Raw genomic sequence first — 24,649 nt, 5'->3', positions numbered from 1 at the left:
ACAGTGTTGTCGCGCACGGGGCGCGTTGTGGGCAGTGCCGGTCAGCGCACCGGAGCGCCCGGGCCGAGCGGGATGCCGAGCCCCCACCAGGCCATGAACAGCAGCGTCCAGCTGACCAGCACCACGAAGGAGATCGGCAGCGTCATCGACATCAAGGTGCCGATCCCGGCGTCCTTGCGGTAGCGCTGCAGCATCCCCAGGGCCATCGCGAAGTACGGGCTCATCGGGCTGATCAGGTTGGTCGCCGAGTCCCCGATCCGGTAGACCGCCTGCGTCGTCTCGGGTGACACGTCGAGCAGCATCAGCATCGGCACCACGACCGGGCCGACCAGTGCCCACTGCGCCGAACCGCTGGTGATCACCAGGTTGATGCAGGTGACCAGGACGATCAGACCGAGGAACAGCACCAGCGGGTGCACGCCGGCCGACTGCAGCAGCGCCGCGCCGTGGATGGCCAGGACCTCCCCGATGTGGGTCCACTTGAAGAAGGCCAGGAACTGGCTGGCGGCGAAGAACAGCACCACCACCGGTGCCAGGTCGACGACGCCCTTGGCCATCGCAGCGGGGAGCTCCCGGGCGCGGGCGAGGCTGCCGGTGGTGCGACCGAACACCGCGCCGGTCAGCGCGAACACCACGCCGAGCAGGTACGCGATGCCGGTGATGACCGGCGAGTTGAGGATGCCGCCGTCCTCGCCGCGGAACGGCGAGCCGGCCGGGGCGAGCGCGACCACCAGCAGTGCCACCACGACGAGCAGCGCCAGGCCGGCGTTGCGCAGGCCGCGCCGCTCGGCCGGGCTGAGCTCCATCTCGCCGAGCTGTTCGTCCGGGCCGTCACCGTCGGCGACCATGCCCTCGGTGCGCTTGGTGAGCACGAACTCGGTGACCAGCGTGATCACCACCGCCAGGACGATCGCCGAGCAGATCGAGAAGAAGTAGTTGGCCAGCGGCGTCACCACGTAGCCCGGGTCGATGAAGTGCGCGGCCGAGGTGGTCAGCCCGGCCAGGATCGCGTCGGTCGGGGTGAGCAGCAGCGAGGCGTTGTAGCCGGCCGAGATCGACCCGAAGGCGACCACCAGGCCCAGGATCGGGCTGCGGCCGACCGCCTTGAACACCAGCGCGCCCAGCGGGATCAGCACCACGTAGGCGGCGTCGGAGGCGACGCTGCCGCTGATGCCGGTCAACGCGACGACGAACGTCAGGTACTTCGCCGGGACGCGGGTGACGCTGCCGCGCAGCATCGCGTTGAGCAGGCCGCTCTGCTCGGCCACCGAGACGCCCAGCATCACCACGATGATCAGCGCCAGCGGCGGGAACTGCGCGAAGTTGTCCACCGCGTCACCGATGATGGTGGCCACGCCGTCGGCGGTGAGCAGGCTCGTGACCTGGATCGTCTCGCCGTCCACGGGGGACACCGCGGAGACGCCGAGCGCGCTGAGCACCGCGCTGAGCGCCACCACCAGCACGGCCATGATCGTGAACAGCCAGAACGGGTGGGGCAGCTTGTTGCCGAAGCGTTCGACACCGCGCAAGAAGCCCAGCAGCAGCGACATCGACCGGGTGGGCGGCGCGTTCTCCGTGTTGGTCAACCGAGCTCCTCGAGATCAGATCGGCCGGCCTCGACCGATGGCGAGCATTCAAGACGCCCGTGACATGATTTGTCAACGATGAACGTTGCTGTGACGTTTCTACCCGGTATCCGTGCTCAGCGTGGGTGTAGTATCACTCGCCGTGGAGGGTGACTACGAGCTCGACGACCTGGACCTGGACCTGGTGTCCGCGTTGCAGGAGGCGCCGCGCGCACCGATCAACACGCTCGCCGAGGCGGTGGGCAGCTCGCCCAGCACGGTGGGCCGCCGGTTGCAGCGGCTGCACGCCGAGCGGCTGCTGCGGGTGATCGGGGCGCTGGACTGGGCGCTGATCTCCGAGCACCACCCGCGGCACGTCTGGATCACCACCGAGCCCGGGCGGTTGCAGGACGTCGCCCGCCGGCTGGCCGAGTTCCCCGAGGCCCAGTACGTCGCGATGACCACCGGCCGCGCGGACGTGTACTGCACCGTCCGCCCGTTGCGGCGCGACACGGTCAAGGACCTGCTCACGCACCGCATCCCCTCGGTGCCGGGGGTGGTGTCGACGCAGTCCGACCTGGTGCTCAAGCCCTTCGGTCGCGCGGAGGCCTGGCGCTTGGACCGGCTCGACGACGCCCAGCGCTCGCTCCTCGCGCCGCACCGCATCGAGCACCGGGATCCCGAAGCCCCGCAACCGCTTTCCGGCCAGGAGCGGGAGGCGGCCCGGCTGCTGCACGCCGATGCGCGGCTGACGTCGAGCGAGCTGTCCCGGGCGCTGGGCGTGAGCCAGTCCACCGCGCACCGGCTGATCACCGGGCTCCTGGAGCGGCAGGTCGTCCGCCCGCGGGTGGAGGTGGAGCCCGCGCTGCTGGGCTTCCACCTGGAGGTGACGTTGTCGCTGTCCACCGAGCCCGGCTCGACCGAGGCGGTCGGGCTCGCGCTCGGGCGGCACCCGTCCGCCCGCTACGTCTCGATGGTCGCCGGCAACGCGACCGTGATCCACCAGGGCGTGTTCCGCGGCGAGGAGCACCTCGCCGAGTTCCTGTCCGGCGACCTGGCGGCCCTGCCCGGCATCCGGTCGGTGGAGGTGTCGGTCGTCCTGGACGTGCTGCGCCGCTACTGGATCACCCGCACGGGAACCCGCCTGGGAGAGGCGAATCTCCCGCTGGGCGCGGGGTGAACCGTGGCGCCGGCCAGGCCGCGGTCGCTCCGGTGACGGCACGTCCCGGAGCGGGAACCGGTCCTCGTGCCGGGACGTCCGCGCGGAGACACCGAGGAGGCCCGTCCGACCGCCTCTGCCGAGCGGTCGCGGTCGCGTCCACTTCGGACGGGGTCGGCCCGGCCGCGGGTGGTGGCGTGGCATCGCGGGGAACGCGGTGCGTCGGGGTGGGAGTCGTGTGGTCCATGCCAGTGAGTGTGCGGCGGCAGCCCTGCTGCGCACCACGACCCATCGGCTCCCCGGGATCGGTCGACCGGACGGGCTTCGACGCCGTGCGCTCGGCCGAACGGTCGAGGTGATCGCGGTCACCTCGACCGGCGGTGACTTCCCCGGCCCCTAGACCCACTGCGCGCTGATCGTGCGGCAGGCCGGGCCGACGCCCGGCAGCTCCCCGCCGGCCTCGGCGAAGGCGGCCAGCGCGCCGACCAGCCCGCGGCGCGCGGCCGCCGGCATCCGCTTCACGATCCGCGCGATCTCCGACCGGCGCCGCGCCGTGACCTCCGCCACCACGTCGACGCCGTTCTGCGTCAGCGCCACCACGTTCTCCCGGCGCGAAGCCGGGTTCGGCCGCCGGTCGACCAGCTCGGTGCCGACGAGGCGGTCGATCATGCGGGTCACGGTGGACGGGTTGACCCCGAGCGTCTCGGCCAGCGCGGCCAGCTTGAGCGGGCCCGCGTGGAACAGCACCACCAGCAACCGGAACTGCGGCAGCGTCAACGAGTTCTCGACCGCGGCGAGGGAACGCGCCGACACGGCGACCAGCAGTCGCGACGCCGTCAGCACGGCGTCGGTGACCGCGTCCACGTCGTCGGGAGCCGGATCGCTGCAGGGCTTCGCTCGGGCCATGTGCCTGTTCTACCGCATCGAAATCCTCGTGAACGACACCCCGCGAACGCGTCCGGGTGTAGGTTCTGCGAGTGGCAGCGGGCGCCGGTGCCGGGGGGTTCCGCGCCGGTGGTGCGAAGTGGACTCGGTCCGAGGACCGACTCTTGCACTTGGCAACACTTGCTCAGGGCACGGTAGAGTTGCGGGCCGCCGCGTCGATCAACGATGCGGGACGGAGCCGTCGCTCCGCCCGGGAACCCGCGGCGGTCGACACGGAACGCCAAGCTCGACGGGGGTTTTGGACAGTGGGACGCGTTCGGGCCAGGATCACCGGGCTCTTGACTCGCTTGTACCTCGCGCGAGCACGCCGGAAGGGGCTGAGCTCCGTCCTCCCGGCGGCCGCGCTCATGCCGTTGCAGCGGACCGGGCTCGACCCGGTCCCGGCGCTCGGCGAGACCCGCGAGCGGGAGCCGGTCACCCGCCTCCCGCTGCCGGTGTCCCTCAACGTCTGGCTGGTCACCGGGTACGACGAGGCGAAGGCGGTGCTGGGCGACGCCAAGAGGTTCAGCAACGACTTCACCAACCTGGTCGGCCAGGCGGGCGTCACGGCGGAGGACAACCCCGGCGGTCTCGGGTTCACCGATCCCCCGGCGCACACCCGGTTGCGCAAGCTGCTCACGCCGGAGTTCACCATGCGGCGGCTGGCCCGGCTGACCCCGGAGATCGAGGCGATCGTGGAGCAGCAGCTCGACGCGATGGCCGCCGCCGACCAGCCGGTGGACCTGGTGACCGAGTTCGCGGTGCCGATCCCCTCGCTGGTGATCAGCGAGCTGCTCGGTGTGCCCTACGGCGACCGGGCGGAGTTCCAGAAGCTCAGCGTGACGCGGTTCGACGTCTTCGAGGGCGTGGGGTCGTCGCTGGGCGCGATGTCGCAGTCGCTGGAGTACCTGCACGGTGTCGTGCGCAAGCAGCGCGAGGAACCGGGCGACGGCCTGCTGGGCGCGCTGATCCGCGACCACGGTGACGAGGTCAGCGACCGGGAGCTGGCCGAGCTCGCCGACGGGGTGCTCACCGGCGGCTTCGAGACCACGGCCAGCATGCTCGCGCTGGGCGCGCTGGTGCTGCTGCAGGACCGCCCCCTGCTGGAGCGGGTCCGCGACGACGACGAGGTGGTGCCCGGCCTGGTCGAGGAGCTGCTGCGCTACCTCACCGTCGTGCAGGTGGCGTTCCCCCGCTTCGCCCGCGAGGACGTGGAGATCGGCGGCACCCGGATCGCGGAGGGCGACGTCGTGCTGTGCTCGCTGAGCGGCGCGGACCGGGACGCCGCGCTCGGGGAGGACGTGGAGCGCTTCGACCCCGACCGCGCACCGACCTCGCACTTGGCCTTCGGCCACGGGCTGCACCGCTGCATCGGGGCCGAGCTGGCCCGCATGGAGCTGCGCGCGGCCTACCCGGCCCTGGTGCGCCGGTTCCCGGACATCCGGCTGGCGGTGCCCGCCTCGGAACTGGAGTTCCGCAAGGCGTCGATCGTCTACGGCCTGGACTCTCTGCCCGTCTACGTCAAGTGACGCGTGCCTGAGCGACGCGGCGGTGCGGCGACACCCCCGCACTGCCGCGCCGCCGGACCTCGGTGCTGCTCGAGCGCTGGGCCGCGGTCGTGGCGCGGGAGGCGGCCGGCCCCGCCGCCACCGCGGGTCGTCGAGAGCGGACGCCCTCTCCGTCGTGGAGGCAGCAGGCGTCGGTCGGGTGCGTTCGCCAGGCCTTCCATCCGTGCAAGGCGACAGGGGAGCGCAGCGGGGAGGATGGGGTGGTGGTCAGCAGGATCATCCCCTACCTCACCGGCGACGCGTCCGCCGCGCGGAGCTTCTACGTCGACGTGCTCGGGTTCGAGGTCGCGATGGAAGACCCCGTGCTCTGCCTGCGTGCGCCGGACTCGCCCTCCGCCCAGATCATCGTCCTCCCGCCGGGCTCGGAGGACCCCGAGCCGCGGTTCGGGGTCGACGTCGGCGAACCGGAGGCCGTGGACGCGGCACACGCCGAGGCCGTGCGCCGCGGGCTGCGCGTCGTCCGTCCGCTGCGGGACGAGCCCTGGGGCGTCCGGCGCTTCTTCGTCGAAGACCCCACCGGCACGGTGATCAACGTGCTCGCCCACCTGCCCTGACCGCCCGAGCGCGTCGTCCGCGCCCTTCCGATGCGTCGGTGCATCCGATACGCTCGTGCATCCGATCCAGGCGGAGGTCGTCAGTGGTGGCTGCGCAGCGGCGGGTGACCAAGCGGCGCGGGCAGACGCGGCAGCGGTTGCTCGACGCCGCGCGGGTCGTCTTCGCCGCCGAGGGTTTCGGCCGGTCGACGATCGAGCAGGTCTGCGACCGGGCGGGGTACACGCGCGGCGCGTTCTACTCCAACTTCGCGTCGCTGGAGGAGCTGTTCCTCGCGATGTGGGAACAGCACTCGCGGCGGATGCTCGAACAGGTCGAAGCGGCCCTCGAGGCGGCTCGGACCGCCGGTGTCGACGACGTGCGGACCGCCGTCGAGCGGCTGCTCGAGGCCGTACCGCTGGACGACGACTGGTACCGGGTGACCGCCGAGTTCAGCGCGCACGCGCTGCGCAACCCCGCGCTGCGCCGGGTCGTGGTGGCCCGGGAAGAGGCCATCGCGGCGGCGATCGTCCCCGGGGTCGAGGCCCTGCTCAACCGGATCGGGCGGCGGGTGCCGGACCCGGTCGCGCTCGGGCAGGCGCTGGTCGCAGTGCACGACGGGACCGCCGTGCAGTGCCTGATGGAACCCGACGACCCCGTGGTCCGGCAGCGCCGGGTCGATCTGTTCGAGCGGGTCGTGCTGGCCTACAGCGAGGAAGGCAGGGATCAACCGTGAACACCGAACCTGACGTCATCGTGGTCGGCGCCGGCCTGGCGGGCCTGGTCGCGACCCACGAGCTGACCAAGGCCGGGCGTCGGGTGGTCGTCGTCGAGCAGGAGAACCGCGCCAACCTGGGCGGGCAGGCGTTCTGGTCGCTCGGCGGGTTGTTCCTGGTCGACAGCCCGGAGCAGCGGCGGTTGGGTGTGCGCGACTCCTACGAGCTGGCGCTGCAGGACTGGCTGGGGTCGGCCGGTTTCGACCGCGAGGACGAAGACCACTGGGGGCGGCAGTGGGCCCGCGCCTACGTGCGCTTCGCCGCCACCGAGAAGCGCCAGTACCTGCGCGACCTCGGGCTGCGGCTCACCCCGCTGGTCGGCTGGGCCGAGCGCGGGGGCGGGGTGGCCGGCGGGCACGGCAACTCGGTGCCGCGCTTCCACCTCACCTGGGGCACCGGGCCCGAGGTGGTCCGGGTCTTCGCCGAACCGGTGCTCGCGGCGGAGGAGCGGGGACTGGTCGAGTTCCGGTTCCGCCACCAGGTCGACGAGCTCGTCGTCGAGGACGGCGCGGTCGTGGGAGTGCGCGGCACCGTCCTGGAACCGTCCGACGCCGCCCGCGGCGTGGCGTCCTCGCGCGAGGCGGTGGGCGAGTTCGAGCTGCGCGCCAAGGCCGTCGTCGTCGCGTCCGGCGGGATCGGGCACAACCACGAGCTGATCCGGGCGAACTGGCCGGTGGACCGGCTCGGGCCGTGCCCGGAGACGATGATCTCGGGGGTGCCCGCGCACGTGGACGGGCGGATGATCGCCATCACCGAGTCCGCGGGCGGGCGCATCGTCAACCGGGACCGGATGTGGCACTACACCGAAGGCATCCACAACTGGGACCCGATCTGGCCCGACCACGCGATCCGGATCCTGGCGGGCCCGTCCTCGCTGTGGTTCGACGCCACCGGCAAGCGGCTGCCCGCGCCGTGCTTCCCCGGTTTCGACACCAACCGGACGATGAAGGAGATCCTGTCCACCGGGTACGACTACTCGTGGCTGGTGCTCACCCAGTCGATCCTGGCCAAGGAGTTCAGCCTCTCCGGTTCCGAGCAGAACCCGGAGATCACCGCCAAGGACCTCAAGCAGACCCTCGCCACCCGCCTCAGCAAGGACGCGCCGGGCCCGGTCGACGCGTTCAAGAACAAGGGGGTGGACTTCGTCGTCGCGGACGACCTCCGCGAGCTCGTGGCGGGCATGAACGAGATCGCCCGCGGTCCGAAGCTCGACCACGACGAGATCGAGCGGCAGATCGTGGCGCGGGACCGCGAGGTCGAGCACAAGCACACCAAGGACTTCCAGCTGATGGCGGTGGCCAACGCGCGCCGCTACCTGGCCGACAAGGTGTCGCGGGTGGCCAAGCCGCACCGCATCCTCGACCCGGCGCACGGGCCGCTCATCGCGGTGCGGCTCAACGTGCTGACCCGCAAGACCCTGGGTGGGGTGCAGACCAACCTCGACTCGCAGGTGATCGGCTCGGACGGGACCCCGCTGCCCGGCCTGTACGCGGCGGGGGAGGTCGCCGGGTTCGGTGGCGGTGGCGTGCACGGCTACAACGCCCTGGAGGGCACCTTCCTCGGCGGCTGCATCTTCTCCGGCCGCGCAGCCGGCCGAGCCCTCGCCCGGAACCTGTAGCGGCGCTCCCCGCCAGGGGCGTCGCGAGGTGGAGGGCACCTCTCGCCAACCCGGGTTCGGTGAGAGGTGCCCGTCACCTTTCCACTGCGAAGTGAGGAGACAGGATCTCCGGGGCTTGGGGCGGCGTCGGAGAAGAATGCGCGCTCGTCGCAGATGATCTTCTTCCTGTGGACCGATGGTGGTCCGATGCCGCCTGAACGGGTGCTAAATCGTCTCTGAATTGATTAATCTCCGTGGTTTTCCCCATTCGAATCGCCTGTGTCGCTAACTTTGCCTCGGTCGGTGCGTTCTTAGGACCGAACTCTGGGGGCTGGGGATGGCGGACTCGCGAATGTCGGGCAGCATCTTCGACGGTGTCGCGGAGGCCATGGGCTTCGTCCGAGCCGGAGCGGCACTGGAGGAGATCAAGCAGGACAACGCCAAGCTCGGGCAGCAGATCTCGTCCGGCAAGCTGAGGATGAACCCTGGTGCTGCCAACAAGGCCGCGCAGGTCTACGAGAAGAAGGCCGACCAGGTGGAACGCCTCAGCCTGCGGGCGAGCCGGATGGGGCGTGTGCAAGGACTCGGCGAGTACGGCTCTTCGCAGGAGCTGGCCGGCAAGTTCACCCTGAAGGCGGCCAACGGGACCAACGGTGCTGCTGATCTGCTCAAGATGCTGAGCGACGAACTGCGGCGAAAAGCAGATCTGTTCCGCGAAGCAGCGAAGGACTATGTTGCGACCGACGAACAGATCGGCGAAGACATGCAGAAAGGTAGCCAAGCGTGAAGTCCTTGTCTCGAGCTCTTGTCACTGTGTGCGCCGGTGGAGCTCTGCTCGCCGCAGCCGGTTGCGGCGGTTCGGCGGGGCAGACACCCGACCCTGAACTGAAGGGGCAGGGGCTCGCGCAGCTCGACCCGTGCGGGATCCTCACCGAGGACGAGCTCGGTGCCTTCGGGCTGGAGGGCCCGGGGTCTCCGGAGAAGGGGATCTCCTCCGAGCCCGGTTGCTACTACAACGGCGAGCGCACGGCCGTCATCGTCTACAAGAACCAGGAGAAGACGGTCGAGGCCTACGGGCAGCAGGACAACTGGGCCAAGTTCGACGAGCTCACGGTGGACGGGCGCGCGGCGGCGAGCGCGATCGACAAGAGCGCCACGCAGGCACGGATCTGCTCGACCCTGTTCAACGCCGGCGGTGGTTCGATCATCGTCGATGTCAGCGAATCGCGGGACCAAGGGCTCGACGAGTGCGCGGAATCTCAGAAGATCGCTGAGGCCATAGCGCCTCGCATGCCGAGATAGCTGGGGGCACGATGGGGTTCGGGTTCTCGGACTTCGCCAACGGACTGAAGAACACCGTCAGCAGCGCCACGGACGCTGTTGTCGACGGCGCCAAGAAGGTCACCAACACCGTCGTGGAAGGCGCCAAGGACGTCACCAACACCGTCGTCGAGGGCGTCGGTCAGGCCTACGACCTGGGTGCGGACCTGTTCGGCTACGACTCCCGGGCGGAGAACGCCCGCCAGGAGGCGGCGAAGCGGATCCAGGAGGAGAACGCGCGACTCCGCGAAGAGCTCGAGCGGGAGAACCGCGCGCTGATCGCCGGGATGGACTTCGACCCTCCTTCGATCACCCAGCGGGAGAACTGGCAGGCCTACGGGCACCAGGAGATCTACGACATCAACCAGCGTTCGCTGAGCCAGCGCGAGGCAGTTGAAACGGCCAGGACCTGGCAGGAGATCGCCGAAGAACTGCGCGAGTTGGGCCCGGAACTGGAACAGGACGCCGGGTCCGCCATCCGGGGCGGCTGGGAAGGTGATGCGGCTGAGGAGGCCAACAAGACCGCCGAGCCGTTGGTGCGCTGGATGGCGGACAGCGCGGACGCGTTCCAGGCCACCGGGAACAAGGTCGAGGAAGCCGGGGCCGCTGCTGAGCAGGCCAAGCTCATGGTGCCGGAGCCCGAGGGACACCACGTCGGGCGGACCGTGGCCTTGGGCATCGCCAACCCCGCCATCGGCGGCGTCGACGCGCTGGCGCAGATGAGGGAGCGGCAGGAAGCCGAGCGGGCCGCGCAGGAAACCATGGGACGGGTGCTGACGCCCACGTACACCAACGTGGACAGCTCCGTCCCGGCGTTCCGGGACCTCGCGGGCAAGCCGGTCACCCCGCCGCCGCCCCCACCGCCACCTCCTCCGCCGCCGGTCGAGCCGCCGCAGGTGCGGCAGCCGAGCAGCGTCTCGCCGTCGAGCGTGTCCCCGGGCGGTTCCGAGGGCAGCGTGGTCGGTGGTGGTGGTCCCAGCCCGCGGCCCACCAGTCCCGCCGAGACGGGATCCGCTTGGGCACCGGGCGGCCAGGGCGGCGGCCCGACCGGGGGCGCGCCGAGCGTGCCGAACCTGCCGGGACGCGGCGGGACCGGTGACCCGGGTGGCGTCGGGATCGTGCCGGGGCCCGGCATGGGCGCCACCAGGCCGGGCGGTGCCGGAGGCGCCGGTGGCGCAGGAGGACTCGGCAAGGCCGGTGGTGCCGGCGGCATGGGCGCCGGTCGGCTCGGGGCAGGCGGTGGTGCCGGTGCGCTCGGGGCCGGTGGTCGCCCCGGTACCGGCGGGCTCGGTGCGGGTGGCGCGACCGGGGCCGGCGGGGCCGGTGGTGGCGTGGCCGGGGCGGCCGGTGCGGGTGCCGCGCGGGGTGGCATGGGCGCCGGAGCCGCGGGTGCGGGGCAGCGCGGGAAGGGCGGCGGCGAGGACCAGGAGCACGACCGTCCGAGCTGGCTCGAGGAGCAGGACGACGTCTGGCTCGAGGACATGCCCAAGACCGCGCCGCCGGTCTTCGGCGAGTGACGGTCCGCCGTCGACGGCGGACCTCGGTTGACCCGTCTCATCCTGGGGGAGGATTTCGTGGCCCTCGTCGCCCGCTGGCAGCTGCACCCGCTGCACCTGTACCTGGTGCGGCGGTACCTCGACCTCGACGACCTGGTGCTGCCGCTGGAGGGCCAGGCCTACGGGCGAACCCTCCAGCAGCTCGGTGAGGTCGCCCAGCGCGAGGCACCCACCATGGAGGAGCTGGGCATCCTCGTCGACGACGAGGTGGATCCGGGGCTGGTGCAGGCGCTCCGGGTGCTCACCAAGCCGTTCTTGTGGGTGGATTCGCTGTGGTTCCCGGACTTCGGCAGCGACCACGCCTGGCGCGCGGTCGCCGCGATCACCGAGGGCCAGCGCGTCGTGCTCGGCGTGCAGCGCCCGGGCGAGACCGAGCGGTACGGCGGTCCGCTCACCGTCGAGGTGCACGACCAGGTGCCGCTGTCCCAGGTCCTGCTGCCGACGTTCCCGCCGGCCCCGCCCGGCAACCGCGGCGCGGTGCGCGTGCCGGTGAGCTCCTTCCGCACGCAGGAGCAGGCCGACGACCCGCCGGACAGCATGATGCAGCAGGTCACGCAGTCACGCGGCAGCAGCGGTGACCGGCTGGTGCAGGCCTACGAGGAGATCGGGCGGGCCGAGCACGTGCGCGGCGGGCAGCTGGCGGCGAACCTGCGCGACCGGCACGGCCGCGTCCGGCGGTCCGAGGTGGTGCGCTGGTTCGACAACGCCGAGCCCGACGGCCGGTACCTCGACCACCGCGAACGGGGCTCGACCGGCGAGCCGCTCTGCGTGCTCGCTCCGGCCGACGCGCGCGCGATCGCCACCAAGGTCGACCAGCTGGTCGCCTCCGTCCGCGGCGGCTGAGAGCCCCGCAACCGGTGCACTCCGCCGGGTGTGCGGTCGCTCACAGCGCACTGTGGATCCTGCCGGACCGGCCGCGCCGGGTACCATCCGGCCGCTGGAAGAACACGGTTCGGCGGGGGGCCAGGTGGCGCAGCGACATCGTGCGGAACGCGCGGCCGAGCACGGGCAGCGGTTCGAGCAGCTGCTCGACGAGCACTCCCAGGTCCTCCACCTGCTCGACGACACGGCCGCGCTGCGCGGCCTGGCGCGGCGGATCCGCGAGGAGACCGGTGCGCACATCGGCCTGGCCGGTCCGGTCGAGCCCGGCGAGGTCCTGGTGCTGCGCCAGTGGGACGGCACCTGGGCGACCGGGCTGCACGACCTGCACGTGGCCATGGGGCTGGGCTTGGGCGGGCTGGCCGTCGCCGAGCGCCGGCCGGTGTGGGTGGCCGACTACTGCTCCTCGGAGCTGATCACCCACGACTTCGACGTCCCGATCTCAGCGGACGGGATCAAGACGATGCTCGCGGTGCCGATGGTCCGCGGCGGCCGGGTGCGGGGCGTGGTCTACGCGGCGATGCGCGAGGTCTCGCACTTCGGCGGCAGGCAGCTCGACGCCGCGGTCAACCTCGCCCACAGCGGCGGTCTGGCGCTGGAGACCGCGTCGGCGGCGCGGCGCCAGCGGGAGCGGGCCGCCGCCGCGGAGCGCCGCCGGATCGCTGCCGAGCTGCACGACTCGGTCGGTGCGCGCCTGTTCCGCATCGGCGCGGAGCTGCGCGACCTGCGCACGCACAGCCGGTCCGAGGGCGCCGAGCTGCTCAACCGCCTGGCCTCGCTGGAGGAGCAGCTGGCGGAGGCGGCGTCGGTGTTCCGCGACTCGGTGCACGCCCTCGACCACGACGAGCCGTCCGGCGGCCTGGCCGCGGCCCTGTCGCGGGCGTGCGCGTCGTTCGAGCGACGGACCGGGACCTCCGCGCAGGCGGTCGAGGTCGGGGAGGTCCCGGACTGCGGCGCTGCCCGGACGCGAGTGCTCCTCGCAGCGGTCCGCGAGGCGCTGCTCAACGTGGAGAAGCACGCCGACGCGCGCTCGGTGCTGGTCAGCACGATCGCCGTGGACGGTGGTGTGGCGATCTCGGTGGCCGACGACGGACACGGCTGGTCCGAGTCGGAGGGCAAGGGCATCGGCCTGCGCACCACCGCGGACCGGCTGGCCGAGGTCGGCGGCACCCTGTCGGTGGTGTCCAACGAGGACGGTGGCGTGACGGTGCGGATCTGGATGCCGCTGCCGTGAGCGAGATCCGCGTCGTGGTCGTCGACGACCACCCGGTCGTCCTCGACGGCGTGCGCCTGCTGCTCCGCGACGACCCGGCGATCCGGGTGGTCGGCGGCGCCACGGACGCGGAGTCGGCGGTGCGCCTGGTCGCCCGGACCAGTCCGCAGGTGGTCCTGCTCGACCTCCGCTTCCCGGACGCGGTGGCCAGCGAACTGGTCGAACCGCTGCGTCGGGCCGCTCCCGGCGCCCGCATCGTGGTCTTCACCGCCTACCGCGACCACGCGGCGCTGCGCGCCACCCTGGACGCCGGGGTCGACGGCTGCATCCTCAAGGACGCGGGTGCCACGGACCTGGTCTCGGCGGTGCGCCAGGCGGCGAACGGGATCGCGATCTTCGACCCGCGGGTGGACGACCGGGCGGCGCCGAGGATGCGCTCCCGCCTCCACGAGACCGGCCTGACCCAGCGCGAGTACGACGTGGTGCGCCACGCGGCGGCGGGGCGCACGAACCCGGAGATCGCCGAGCAGCTCGGCCTGACCCGCCACACGGTCACCGGCTACCTCCGCAACGCGATGCGAAAGCTCAACGCGCGCAACAGGATCGAGCTCATCACCAAGGCCGCCAAGTCCGGACTGCTCTGAGCCGGCCCGGGGCCGGAGCCGTCGGCCCGCGGCACCCTCATCTGAGGGGGACAGCTGTGCGAGCTACATCTCAACGGCCCGCTCGCGCTCCCGCGCGGCGAGGAGTTCTCGCAGGTCAGGGGGCTGCGCGGTGTGCTGCGCGGTGCTCGCGCGGTGATCGCGGTGGAGAGGCTTGGGGCATGAACAAGACATCGAACCTGGTGCTCATCATCGTCGTCGGCGTGATCGCGGTCGGTCTGCTCCTCCTCGCCGTGGCCACGCAGTGAACGCGCACCGCGGGGCCTGCGCAACGGCGCCCGGGCTCCGTCGCGGTCGCCCGCCCGCAGCGGCCGAGCGCGCGGCGCAGCGGGGCGAGCGGCGGGCTCGCCCGAGCGGTGGCCCGATCCTTGCGGATGCTGTCCTCCAGGCCACTGGTCGGTGACCGGCCACTCCCGCACGATGGCTGGTGAACCCGGTGGACGTGGTGAGGAGGCCGTCATGTGGGCGTGGCTGCTGGTGGAGACCGTGATCGCGTGGGCGCTGGCGGCGAGCGCAGTCGGCTGGATCAGGAGGGGCCGGCGGGGCGGGTGCACCGGGTCGTGAGTGCGCGAGCCGCCCCCAGCCGGTTCGCGCACTCACGACCACGACGCGAGAGCGGCCCGGCGCGAACACTGCGCCGGGCCGCTCCACTTCGTCCGTGCGAGCGTCCACGTGGGACACAAGTCGTCCACGGTGGACGAGAACCCCGGGTCAGGCGGTCACGGTGTCCGGCTCGCCGCGCCGCTTCAGCCCCAGTTCCGCGGTCGGCACCCGGTAGGTCTCCCGGCCGGTGGCCACCGCGAGCGCGTTGAGCACGCACAGGCCCGCGGTGAACAGCGCGACGTTCACCCAGCCGTCCCGGCCGCCACCGATGGCCTCGGCGATGCTCGGGGAGAAACCGGCGATCGCGAACCCGATCTGGGTGCCGATCGCCATGCCGGACAGCCGGACGCGGGCCGGGAACATCTCGCCGTAGAAGGCGGGCCAGATCCCGTTCGTCGCGCTGTAGACGACGCCGAACACCAGGATCCCGGTCAGGAAGATGAGCGGGTAGTGGCCGATCGACAGCGACCAGAGGTACGCGGCGGTCAGCACCGCGCAGCCCAGCGACCCGCCGATGAACACCGGCTTGCGGCCGATCCGGTCGGCCAGGCGGGCCCACAGCGGGATCGCGACCAGGGCGACGAGGTTGGCCAGCACCCCGACCCACAGGATCGGCGTCCGCTCCAGGCCGACGGTGTTCACCGCGTAGCTCAGCGCGTAGACGGTGAAGATGGTGCTCACCGCCGCGATCACCGAGGCCACGACGACGCGCAGCACGTCGGCCCAGTGGTCGCGGAACAGCGGCGCGATCGGCGTCTTCGCGCGCGTGGTCCCACCCGCGGCGACCTCCCGCTCGAACACCGGGGTCTCGTCGAGGTTGCGGCGGATCACCAGGCCGACGACCACCACGACCGCGCTGAGCCAGAACGGCACCCGCCAGCCCCAGGACATCAGGTGCTCCTCGGGCAGCGCGGCGACCGGCAGGAAGACCGCGGTCGCCAGGATCTGCCCGGCCTGGGTGCCGCTGAGCGTGAAGCTGGTGTAGTAGGCGCGCTGGTCCGGTGGCGCGTGCTCCAGCGACATCGAGTTGGCGCCGGCCTGCTCGCCCGCCGCGGAGAAGCCCTGCAGCAGCCGCAGCGCGACCAGCAGCGCCGGTGCGGCGACCCCGATCTGCTGGTAGGTCGGCAGGCAGCCGACCAGCACGGTCGCCACGCCCATCAGCAGCACCGTGGCGACCAGGACGCGCTTGCGGCCGAAGACGTCGCCGATGTGGCCCAGCACGAACGCGCCGATCGGCCGGGCGAGGTAGCCGACGCCGAAGGTGGCCAGCGCGAGCAGGGTGCCGAGGGCGGGGGAGGACTCGGGGAAGAAGATCTTGTTGAACACCAGCGCGGCGGCGGTGCCGTAGATGAAGAAGTCGTAGTACTCCAGGGCGCTGCCGATCCACGCGGCGAGGGCGGCCTTGCGTGGTGCGCCGCGCTGGGCGGAGGGGTGGGGGCTCACGTCGAGGCTCCAAGTGTCCGTGCACCGCCGCTGCGACCGGCGATGTATGAACCATCTAGTTAGTCCCAAAGGCTGCGGTGTGCCGGTGCGCCTGTCAAGACCTGCGGCGGACCCGATCCCCACGTGTGGTCAGCGAGCGGTGAGGAAGTTGATCACCAGGTCGCCGAGCATCCGGCGGTAGTGCTCGCGGCGCGCCGGGTCGAGCATGTCGCGCTGGAAGATCGCCTGGAACGTGTAGCGGTTGGCGGTGCGGAAGACGCAGAACGAGCTGATCACCATGTGCACGTCCAGCGCGTCGACGTCCTCGCGGAACAGGCCCGCGGCCCGGCCGCGCTCCAGGATGCGGTCCAGCACGCCCAGCGCCGGGTCGGCCAGCCGGGGGAGCAGGTCCGACTTGGCCAGGTGCTCGGCGCGGTGGATGTTCTCGATGCTGACCAGGCGCAGGAAGTTCGGGTGCGACTCGTGGTGGTCGAAGGTCAGCTCGGCCAGCCGGCGGATCGCCTCGACCGGGTCCAGCCCCTCGACGTCGACCTCGCGCTCCATGTCGCGGATCACCGAGTAGGCGTTCTCCAGGGCGGCGAGGTAGAGCTGCTCCTTGCCGCCGAAGTAGTAGTAGATCATCCGCTTCGTGGTGCTGGTGCGCGCGGCGATCTCGTCGACCCGGGCGCCCGCGTAGCCCTTGTCGGCGAACTCCAGGGTGGCGACCTCGAGGATCTCCGCGCGCGTGCGCTCGGCGTCGCGCTGCCGGGCCTCGGAGGGGTCGGACGTCGGTGCTGCCACGGCGCTCCTCGTGCGGATCGGCGTTTGCGCTCACTGTAGTCGAGCGCCCTTCCGCGATCGCCGCTTCCGCCCTACTATGAACTAGCTGGTTCGTTCATTGACGTGAGGCGGGATGGTGCACACCCAGGACAGCTACCTCATCGGGCTCGTCGGATCGGGCATCGGGCCGTCGTTGAGCCCGCCCCTGCACGAGCGGGAGGCCGACGAGCTCGGCCTGCGCTACCTCTACCGCAGGTGGGACCTGGACGTGCTGGGCAAGCCCGCTGACGCCATCGGCGAACTGCTGGCCGCGGCCCGCACTGCCGGCTACGACGGCCTCAACATCACGCACCCGTGCAAGCAACTGGTCGTCGAGCACCTCGACGAGCTCTCCCCGGACGCGGTCGCGCTCGGCGCGGTCAACACGGTCGTGCTCACCGGGGGCCGCGCGGTCGGGCACAACACGGACTGGTCCGGGTTCGCCCGCAGCTTCAGCCGCGGCCTGCCGGACGCCCCGGTGGACCGCGTGGTGCTGCTCGGGGCGGGCGGGGCCGGGTCGGCCGTGGCGCACGCGCTGCTGACCCTGGGCACCGGCGTGCTCCGGGTGCTCGACGCGGTGCCGGAGCGCGCGGAGCGGTTGGCGGCGTCGCTGCGGGAGCGCTTCGGCGCCGACCGGGTCGAGGCCGCGCCGCTGGACACCGTGCCCGACGCGCTGGCCTGGGCGGACGGGTTCGTGCACGCCACCCCGGTCGGGATGGCCGCGCACCCCGGGACGCCGGTGCCCGCCGAGCTGCTGCGCCCCGAGCTGTGGGTGGCCGACGTGGTCTACCGGCCGCTGGAGACCGAGCTGGTCCGCACCGCCCGCGCCCGCGGCTGCCGGGTGCTCGACGGCGGCGGGATGGCCGTGTTCCAGGCCGTCGACTCGTTCCGCCTGTTCACCGGCGTCGAGCCGGACGCCGACCGCATGCTGCGCCACTTCGCCGACCTCGCCGGAGGTGTGCATGTCCACAGTTGAGCCTCGCCGGGTGATCGCCACCGTGTGCCTGTCCGGCACCCTCGAGGACAAGCTGGCCGCCGCCGCTGCCGCGGGGTTCGACGGCGTTGAGCTGTTCGAGAACGACCTGATCGCCTCCGCCGCCTCGCCCGCCGAGATCCGGCAGCGGTGTGCCGACCTGGGGCTGACCATCGACCTCTACCAGCCGTTCCGCGACTTCGAGGCGGTCCCTCCGGACGTGCTGCGGGCGAACCTGCGCCGCGCGGAGCGGAAGTTCGACGTGATGGAGCAGCTGGGCGTCGACCTGGTGCTGGTGTGCTCGACGGTCTCCCCGGACGCGGTCGACGACGACGAGCTCGCCGCCGACCAGCTGCGCGCGCTGGCCGACCGCGCCGCGGCCCGCGGCATGCGGGTGGCCTACGAGGCGCTGGCGTGGGGTCGGTTCGTCAACACCTACGAGCACTCCTGGCGCATCGTGCGCCGCGCGGACCACCCGGCGCTGGGCCTGTGCCTGGACAGCTTCCACGTGCTGTCGCGGGGCGGCGACCCGGCCCTGATCCGCACGATCCCCGGCGAGAAGCTGTTCTTCCTGCAGCTGGCCGACGCGCCGCAGCTGGACATGGACGTGCTGCAGTGGAGCCGCCACCACCGGCTGTTCCCCGGGCAGGGCTCGTTCGACCTGCCCACCTTCGTCGGCAACGTGCTCTCCACCGGCTACGCGGGTCCGCTGTCGCTGGAGGTGTTCAACGACGTCTTCCGCCAAGCCGACCCGCACCCCGCCGCGGTCGACGCGATGCGCTCGCTGCGGCTGCTGGAGGAGCAGCTGGGGTTCCCGGTGGCCGACCCGGCGCCGCAGCTCGCGGGGCACGCGTTCGCCGAGCTCACCGTGGACGAGGTCGCCGGCGCGCGGGTGGCGGACGCGCTGACCGCGCTGGGCTTCGCGCGCACCGGGGAGCACCGCAGCAAACCGGTGCAGCTGTGGGAACAGGCCGGCACCCGCGTGCTGCTCCACACGGCATCGTCCACACCGGACTCCGCGGCGATCGGCGCGCTGGCGGTGCAGAGCGAGGAACCGCGCCGCTCCGCACGGCGCGCGGACGCGATGGGCGCCCCGGTTCTCCCACGCACCCGCGGGCCGGAGGAAGCCGACCTGGCGTCGGTGGAGGCACCGGACGGCACGGAGGTGTTCTTCTGCGACGCCGGCAGCTGGCTGTCGGACTTCCACGCGGTGGACGCGGGGGACGCGCCGGGCCCGCTCGGCATCACCGGCATCGACCACGTGGCGCTGACCCAGCCGTTCGACCACTTCGACGAGGCAGCGCTGTTCTACCGCTCGGTCCTCGGGCTGGAGCCGGAGCCGGTCACCGAGTACGCGGCGCCGTTCGGGATGGTGCGCAGCCGGGCGGTGTGCAACCCGTCGGGCACGGTGCGGATGGCGCTGACCGGCACCCTGGTCCGCCGGGGTGAGTGGGCGCCCGCGGTCCGCGACCCGCAGCACATCGCCTTCGCCTGCGAGGACGTGCTGGCTGCGGCGCGCGCGCTGCGCGAGCGCGGTGCGCCGGTGCTGACCGTCCCGGACAACTACTACGACGACCTCGACGCGCGGCTGGGCCTCGACCCGGAGCTCCTGGCGGAGCTGCGCGCCGGCTCGGTGCTCTACGACCGCGACGAGCACGGCGAGTACCTGCACCTGTGCACCGAGGTGTTCGGGTCCCGCATCTTCTTCGAGCTCGTCCAGCGCATCGGCGGGTACTCCGGCTACGGCGTGCCCAACGCGCCGGTCCGGATGGCCGCCCACCGACGGCGGCGCCTGGCGAACGGCTGACCGCGCCCTCCCGCTCGGAGCACCGCGCCGTCGGCCGTCCAGCCGATGACCACGGCTGTTCGCTCGCGCAGACTGGAGCGGACCTGCGGGAGGAGTTCGTGGTCGTGTTCAGCCGTCGTACGTTCCTGTCCACGTCAGCGCTGCTGCTGGCCGCCGGTCGCCCCGCGGCGGCCGCACCGGGGCGCTGCGGGGAGCGCCCCTGGTGCGACCCGGGACTGCCGCCGGACGAGCGCGCCGCGCTGCTGCTGCGCGAGATGACGCTGCAGGAGAAGGTCTCCTTGCTGGGCGGGGACGAACTCCTCGGCGCGATCGGTGGTCCGGACGGCCACACCGGGACCGGGCACGGCATCGAGCGGCTCGGTGTGCCGCCGGTCCACTACGGCGACGGCCCGATCGGTGCGCGGCAGGGCGAGGGCACCGCCATGCCCGCGACCATCGCGCTGGCCGCCGGGTTCGACCGGGAGCTGGCGTTCCGGTACGGGGCCGCGGTCGCCAACGAGATCAAGTGCAAGGGCAACGACGTGGTCTTCGGGCCGACGGTGGACATCGCCCGGGTCCCGCTGGCCGGCCGCACCTTCGAGGGCTTCGGCGAGGACCCGTACCTGACGACCAGGCTGTCGGTGCCGTGGATCCACGGGGCGCACGAGGAAGGGCTCATCGTCTGCGTCAAGCACTTCGCCGCCTACAACCAGGAAGGCGTGCTCGCGGTCACCGGTTCGCGGATGACCTACGACGCGGTCGTCGACCAGCGGACCCTGCGGGAGGTCTACCTGCCGCCGTTCGAGGCCGCGGTGCGCGAGGCCGGGGTCGGCGCGGTGATGGGTGCCTACAACAAGGTCAACGGACAGCACGCGTGCGAGAACCAGTGGCTGCTCAACGATGTGCTCAAGGGGGAGTGGGGCTTCCGCGGCTACACCATCGCCGACTACGGCGCGACCAGGCGCACGGGGGCCTCGCTGTCCAACGGCCTGGACTTCGAGCCCTGGCCCGCGCTGGTGTACTCGCCGGCGGCGATCTCGGCGGCGCTGGCGGCGGGTTCGGCCAGCACGGCCGACGTCGACGACCACGCGCACCGCATCCTGCGGACCATGTTCGCCCACGGGGTGTTCGACCGCCCGCCGTTCCCGGCGGACGACTCGCTGATCGACCGGGACGCGCACTTCGCGCTGGCCGCGCGGGTGGCCGAGAGCGGGACGACGCTGCTGGTCAACGACGGGCTGCTGCCGCTGGACGCCGAGGCGCTGCGAGGCGGGCGGATCGCGGTCGTCGGGGACGCGGCGGACCGGTTCGTGCAGGGCGGTGGTTCGTCGTCGGTCACGCCGTTCGAGGTCGTCACGCCGCGCCAGGGCATCGAGCAGCGGGTGGGCCCGGACGTCACGGTGGACCACCACCCGGGCGGTGACCCGCGTGCGGCGGCGGAGTTCGCGCGCGACGCCGACGTGGCGATCGTGTTCGCCGCCGACCTGCAGTCGGAGTTCCTGGACAAGCCCGGCCTGGACGTCGACGCGGGCCTGGCGTCGTTCCCGCCGCTGGACGTGGGCAACCCGCTGGTCGACCAGGACGCGGTGGTCGAGGCGGTGGTGGCGGCCAACCCGAACACGGTCGTGGTGCTGGAGACCGGCGGACCGGTGCTCACCCCGTGGCGGGACCGCGTCCGCGCCCTGCTGGAAGCGTGGTACCCGGGCGCGAACGCGGGCACCGCGCTGGCGCGCGTGCTGTTCGGCGACGTCGATCCCGGCGGCCGGCTCCCGGTCACGTTCCCGGCCCGCGAGGACGACCTGCCGACCGCGGGCGACCCGGAGCGCTACCCGGGTGTGGCCGAGCGGGTGCACTACTCCGAGGGCGTGTTCGTCGGGTACCGGCACTACGACGAAGCCGGCATCGAGCCCGCCTTCCCGTTCGGGCACGGCCTGTCCTACACCACGTTCGCCTACCGGGACCTGCGCGTGCACGGCCGGACCGTGCGCGCCTCGATCACCAACACCGGCAGCCGCCCGGGCTTCGCGGTGCCGCAGCTCTACCTCGGTGTGCCGTCGCCGAGCGCGCAGGTCCGCCAACCCCCGAAGCAGCTCAGGGGCTTCCGCAAGGTCTCCCTGGAGCCGGGGGAGACGGCGGAGGTGCTCTTCGAGCTCACCGAGCGGGACCTGTCCTACTGGGACGAGACGACGCACTCCTGGCGCGTGGCGCCGGGGACGGTGGCGGTGGCCGTCGGTGAGTCCTCCCGCGACATCCGCCTCACCGCGGAGCTGCAGGTCTAGGCCGTCGTCAGGCGCCAGCCGGGAGTCCACAGGCGGCTGCCCTCGCGCCGGTGCAGGCGGCGGAGGAAGGACAGCACACCGGAGGTCCCGGTCGCCCACGGGGCGCTGGAGGTCTCCAGCGAGTTGTCCGGGAACACCGGTGCCGCGTGGTCGCCGCCGCTGCGCACGAGCACGTGCACCGCGATCTCCTCGGCGCCGCGCCAGAACTCCTCGTCCCCGGTGGCGATCGCCAGGTCGACGAGCGCCTCGCCGATCCCGGCCAGGCCGCAGCACTGCGAGACCACCCACGCCTGCGGGGCCAGCCCGAGGCACGCGCGTGCGCCGTCCTTCGCCAGCGCCAGGTAGCGGTCGTCGTCCCAGTGCAGGGCGGCCGCGAGCAGCGCCGAGGAGATGCCGGACATCCCCTGGCACCAGGACGCCGCCATCGCCCGCGCCGGGCGGCGCCGCATGGTCCCGACCAGCTCCGTCGCCTGCTCGGCCAGCGCCGCGAACCGCTTCGCGGCGGCCTCCTCGGCCGCCGGGTCGCCGGTGCGCTGGTGGTAGCACAGCAGGAAGTGCGCGATCCCCGCCTCGCCGTGGGCGAAACCGGCCTCCAGCGCCACCCCGGTCTGCGGGTCCGCGGGCACCGAGTCCTCGGACTCCCGGACCTGGCCGGTGAGCAGCCGCCGGGCGCACTCGTCGGCCACCGCGAGGTGCCCGCGGTCCGGTTCCAGGTCGTGCAGGACCAGGTGGCCCGCACCGATGCCGGCCACGCCGTGGATGTGGTCGGCGCGCTCGTCCTCGCCGAGGGTGATCGGCGCGGTCCGCGGCAGGTCCGCGGCGAGCTGGCGGGCCGCGGCGAGGAAGACCTCGGTGCCGGTCCGACCGAAGTGCAGCGCGGCGGGCAGCCGCGCCGGCGGGATCGCCGCGATCGTCCAGCGGGCCAGCTCGATCCCGGCCTCGACGCCGTCGGCGTGGTGCAGCAGCTCCAGGCCGAGACCGGCCGAACCGCTGTAGACGTTGGTCTTGGGCGGCTCCGCTCCCCGCTGCTCGTCGGCCGCCATCGCGCGCGCTGCGGCCACGCAGGTCTCGACGGTGTGCGCCAGCACCGACTCGAGCAGCTCGGGGGTGAGCCGCGGCGCCGTCGGCCGGTGGCCGCGGCGGGTGGTGCGGCCGGCGCGCAGGTCCGCGAACGCCGCGGTGCGCTCGGCCGGGTCCAGGCTGAGCAGCCCGGGGATCAGCGCGCGCACGCCGGTCGGGTCCGGGTGCAGCAGTTCCAGGCAGAGCAGGGTGCGCTCCAGGTTGCGCACCGGGTCGGGGTCGACGCCGATCGGGTTGATCCCGGTGGCGGCGAAGAACAGCGTCGCGCCCAGCGAGAAGTAGTCGTCGGCGGGCTCGGCCTGCCGGTCGGTGTGCTGGTCGGGGACGCTGTAGCCGCGCGTCCACCCGTGCAGCTGGAACCCGTCGAAGTAGCTGTTGCCGAAGTCGATGAGCGTGCAGCGGCCCTCGTCGTCGAGCACCACGTTCTTCGGCGAGAGGTCGCGCACCACCACGCCGCGCTCGTGCACCGCGGCGAGCACGTCGGCCAGCCGCCTGGCCAGCACGCCCAGGTCCTGCTCGGGGCCCTCGGCGTCGTCGAAGAACCGGGTCCGTTCGCCGACGTAGCGGTTGAGGTCGAGGGTGCCGACGTCGGTGGTGACGAGGTACTCGTCCTCGCCGTGCCGGAAGTGGTCGACCAGCCCGGGCACCCCGTCGACCCCGTCCAGCGCCTGCAGCACGCGCCGCTCGTTGCGCAGCTGCATCCGCAGGTCGATCCCGTGGACGTTCTCCCCGACGTGGGCGCGGGCCTCCTTGACCACCACCGGCCGGCCGTCGGGGTCGATGGCGCGGTACACGTTGCCGCGCGGTCCGCGCACCACCCCGGAGGTCAACCGGTAGCGACCGCCGAGCACGGTGGCGGTGCCGCCCCCGCCCGAGGAGGGGCGGAACGGATCGGTGGCCCACGGTGGACAGCTGAACTCGAGTCCGGCCGCGCCGGGCAGCGCGGTGCCGTCCGGGCCGTGCACCACCAGTTCGAAGTCACCGTTGTCGTCCACCCGGTACTGCGGGCGGAACGGCGCGTAGCGGTAGTACACCGGGGAATCCGGGCGGACGCGGCGATCGCTGGTGATCCGCGGACCGGTCTTGCCGACCAGCGCCTCGGCCAGCAGGTGGCCCAGCCGCACCACCTGGTCCTGCGGCGGGTAGACGGTCATCGCCTTGCCCACGGTGGCCGGGTCGACGTCACCGGAGTTGAGCTCCCGCAGCCCTTCCGGGGAGCGCGCCACCTTGAAGTCGCAGTCGTGCGCCAGCAGCAGCGGAAGGACGGTGTCGACGGTCTCGTCGAGCGTGCCCGGGCGTGCCGAGACGTGCAGCTTCCAGCCCTGGTCGGGCACCGCGGCACCGGGGCAGCGCACGCTCACCCAGGTCTCGTCGACCGCCACCTCCCGGCCCGCGGCCGTGGCGGTGCGGGTCAACCGGTCCTGCAGGTCCGTCGTCGTGCTGGTCATCCGTTCCCCCGGTTCGGGTCGTCGGGACGCGGTGGGGACGCCCGGTGGACGTCCCCACCGACGTGGGCGAGTCCCGTCAGACGATGGACGGACAGCAGGGCCAGCTGCTGCACACGGTCCGCTTGCAGGTGTTCACGCACGCCTGCGGCCCGTGCAGGACCTCCTTGAGGTCGACCTCGAAGTCGACCGAAACGTCTTCGATCTCAACGGTTCCCGCGTCGCGCGGTTCCAGGAGCTGGGTGGGCATGATCGTCTCTCCTCTCTCGTCCGCCGGTCTGGCGGGACGTTCCGGGGGTTGCCGGAGGTGGCGGCGGATGTGCCGCCACACCAACGTTTTCGCGAAGATCCGCGCTCCCCCACCGCGCGGTCGGCTCCCCAGTGCAACCTCTGGGATTGTCAGCACACCCGGGATCGACAACCTAGGGCCGAACGGACCAACAACGCGTGTTTGCGGAATTCGCTCGGTGTGGACTAGCTTCTCGACCGTGA

The 24,649-nt window shown here is 72.4% G+C and carries 20 protein-coding genes; 14 read left to right on the top strand and 6 right to left on the bottom strand.

Annotation, left to right across the window (positions count from 1 at the left end; all coding sequences use genetic code 11):
- Positions 1-41: 41 nt before the first annotated feature.
- Positions 42-1,550: an AbgT family transporter gene (locus HNR68_RS19620; RefSeq protein WP_179725272.1), complete on the bottom strand. Its 1,509-nt coding sequence runs from the start codon at positions 1,548-1,550 to the stop codon at positions 42-44.
- A gap of 178 nt (positions 1,551-1,728) precedes the next feature.
- On the opposite strand from HNR68_RS19620, the gene HNR68_RS19615 reads away from it, so the two are divergent.
- Positions 1,729-2,745 (top strand): Lrp/AsnC ligand binding domain-containing protein, encoded by a 1,017-nt coding sequence (locus HNR68_RS19615; RefSeq protein WP_179723215.1) that lies wholly within the window; start codon positions 1,729-1,731, stop codon positions 2,743-2,745.
- 375 nt (positions 2,746-3,120) lie between these two features.
- On the opposite strand, the gene HNR68_RS19610 is transcribed toward HNR68_RS19615, so the two are convergent.
- Positions 3,121-3,630 carry a MarR family winged helix-turn-helix transcriptional regulator gene (locus tag HNR68_RS19610; protein WP_179723213.1) on the bottom strand — a complete coding sequence of 170 codons (510 nt, stop codon included), beginning with the start codon at positions 3,628-3,630 and terminating at the stop codon, positions 3,121-3,123.
- A gap of 284 nt (positions 3,631-3,914) precedes the next feature.
- On the opposite strand from HNR68_RS19610, the gene HNR68_RS19605 reads away from it, so the two are divergent.
- The 10 genes from HNR68_RS19605 to HNR68_RS19560 all read left to right on the top strand — a co-directional run bounded on the left by HNR68_RS19605 (position 3,915) and on the right by HNR68_RS19560 (position 13,732).
- Positions 3,915-5,177, top strand: coding sequence for a cytochrome P450 (locus HNR68_RS19605; RefSeq protein WP_179723211.1), 1,263 nt, complete (start codon positions 3,915-3,917; stop codon positions 5,175-5,177).
- Between the two features lie 242 nt (positions 5,178-5,419).
- Positions 5,420-5,770 carry a VOC family protein gene (locus tag HNR68_RS19600; RefSeq protein WP_179723209.1) on the top strand — a complete coding sequence of 117 codons (351 nt, stop codon included), beginning with the start codon at positions 5,420-5,422 and terminating at the stop codon, positions 5,768-5,770.
- 86 nt (positions 5,771-5,856) lie between these two features.
- Complete coding sequence (locus HNR68_RS19595) at positions 5,857-6,483, top strand: TetR/AcrR family transcriptional regulator (protein ID WP_343050263.1); 627 nt, start codon at positions 5,857-5,859, stop codon at positions 6,481-6,483.
- Positions 6,480-8,141, top strand: a complete 1,662-nt coding sequence (locus tag HNR68_RS19590; RefSeq protein WP_179723207.1) for an FAD-binding dehydrogenase — start codon at positions 6,480-6,482, stop codon at positions 8,139-8,141. The genes HNR68_RS19595 and HNR68_RS19590 overlap by 4 nt, the downstream gene beginning before the upstream one ends.
- 331 nt (positions 8,142-8,472) lie before the next feature.
- Positions 8,473-8,907, top strand: a complete 435-nt coding sequence (locus HNR68_RS19585; protein ID WP_246330493.1) for a hypothetical protein — start codon at positions 8,473-8,475, stop codon at positions 8,905-8,907.
- Positions 8,904-9,422, top strand: coding sequence for a DUF3558 family protein (locus HNR68_RS19580; RefSeq protein ID WP_179723203.1), 519 nt, complete (start codon positions 8,904-8,906; stop codon positions 9,420-9,422). Before HNR68_RS19585 ends, HNR68_RS19580 begins: the two co-directional genes overlap by 4 nt.
- Positions 9,423-9,433: 11 nt before the next feature.
- Entirely contained in the window at positions 9,434-10,957 is a 1,524-nt protein-coding gene (locus HNR68_RS27260; protein ID WP_179723201.1) for a PPE domain-containing protein, read from the top strand.
- Between the two features lie 57 nt (positions 10,958-11,014).
- A complete protein-coding gene (locus tag HNR68_RS19570; protein ID WP_179723199.1) occupies positions 11,015-11,839 on the top strand; it encodes an ESX secretion-associated protein EspG in 825 nt (274 codons plus the stop codon).
- Between the two features lie 124 nt (positions 11,840-11,963).
- Positions 11,964-13,109: a GAF domain-containing protein gene (locus tag HNR68_RS19565; protein WP_179723197.1), complete on the top strand. Its 1,146-nt coding sequence runs from the start codon at positions 11,964-11,966 to the stop codon at positions 13,107-13,109.
- Entirely contained in the window at positions 13,106-13,732 is a 627-nt protein-coding gene (locus tag HNR68_RS19560; RefSeq protein ID WP_343050262.1) for a response regulator, read from the top strand. The genes HNR68_RS19565 and HNR68_RS19560 overlap by 4 nt, the downstream gene beginning before the upstream one ends.
- 729 nt (positions 13,733-14,461) lie before the next feature.
- Here HNR68_RS19560 and HNR68_RS19555 read toward each other — a convergent pair.
- Both HNR68_RS19555 and HNR68_RS19550 read right to left on the bottom strand, forming a co-directional pair.
- Positions 14,462-15,796 (bottom strand): MFS transporter, encoded by a 1,335-nt coding sequence (locus tag HNR68_RS19555; protein ID WP_179723195.1) that lies wholly within the window; start codon positions 15,794-15,796, stop codon positions 14,462-14,464.
- Positions 15,797-15,925: 129 nt separating this feature from the next.
- Positions 15,926-16,576 carry a TetR family transcriptional regulator gene (locus HNR68_RS19550; protein WP_179723193.1) on the bottom strand — a complete coding sequence of 217 codons (651 nt, stop codon included), beginning with the start codon at positions 16,574-16,576 and terminating at the stop codon, positions 15,926-15,928.
- A gap of 112 nt (positions 16,577-16,688) precedes the next feature.
- On the opposite strand from HNR68_RS19550, the gene HNR68_RS19545 reads away from it, so the two are divergent.
- From HNR68_RS19545 to HNR68_RS19535, 3 genes are all read left to right on the top strand, one after another.
- Positions 16,689-17,570 (top strand): shikimate dehydrogenase, encoded by an 882-nt coding sequence (locus tag HNR68_RS19545; RefSeq protein ID WP_179723191.1) that lies wholly within the window; start codon positions 16,689-16,691, stop codon positions 17,568-17,570.
- A complete protein-coding gene (locus tag HNR68_RS19540; protein ID WP_179723189.1) occupies positions 17,557-19,374 on the top strand; it encodes a bifunctional sugar phosphate isomerase/epimerase/4-hydroxyphenylpyruvate dioxygenase family protein in 1,818 nt (605 codons plus the stop codon). The genes HNR68_RS19545 and HNR68_RS19540 overlap by 14 nt, the downstream gene beginning before the upstream one ends.
- A 98-nt stretch (positions 19,375-19,472) precedes the next feature.
- Positions 19,473-21,632 (top strand): glycoside hydrolase family 3 C-terminal domain-containing protein, encoded by a 2,160-nt coding sequence (locus HNR68_RS19535; protein WP_179723187.1) that lies wholly within the window; start codon positions 19,473-19,475, stop codon positions 21,630-21,632.
- Here HNR68_RS19535 and lanL read toward each other — a convergent pair.
- Positions 21,629-24,160 (bottom strand): class IV lanthionine synthetase LanL, encoded by a 2,532-nt coding sequence (gene lanL / locus HNR68_RS19530; protein WP_179723185.1) that lies wholly within the window; start codon positions 24,158-24,160, stop codon positions 21,629-21,631. The two genes, HNR68_RS19535 and lanL, sit on opposite strands and share 4 nt — an antisense overlap.
- 76 nt (positions 24,161-24,236) lie before the next feature.
- Positions 24,237-24,407, bottom strand: a complete 171-nt coding sequence (locus HNR68_RS19525; RefSeq protein WP_179723183.1) for an SflA family class IV lanthipeptide — start codon at positions 24,405-24,407, stop codon at positions 24,237-24,239.
- Positions 24,408-24,649 lie beyond the last annotated feature (242 nt).

It is taken from the genome of Saccharopolyspora hordei, from assembly GCF_013410345.1.
In the GTDB taxonomy this organism is placed as follows: Bacteria; Actinomycetota; Actinomycetes; order Mycobacteriales; family Pseudonocardiaceae; genus Saccharopolyspora; species Saccharopolyspora hordei.
This window is presented reverse-complemented; position numbering and strand designations above follow the sequence as displayed.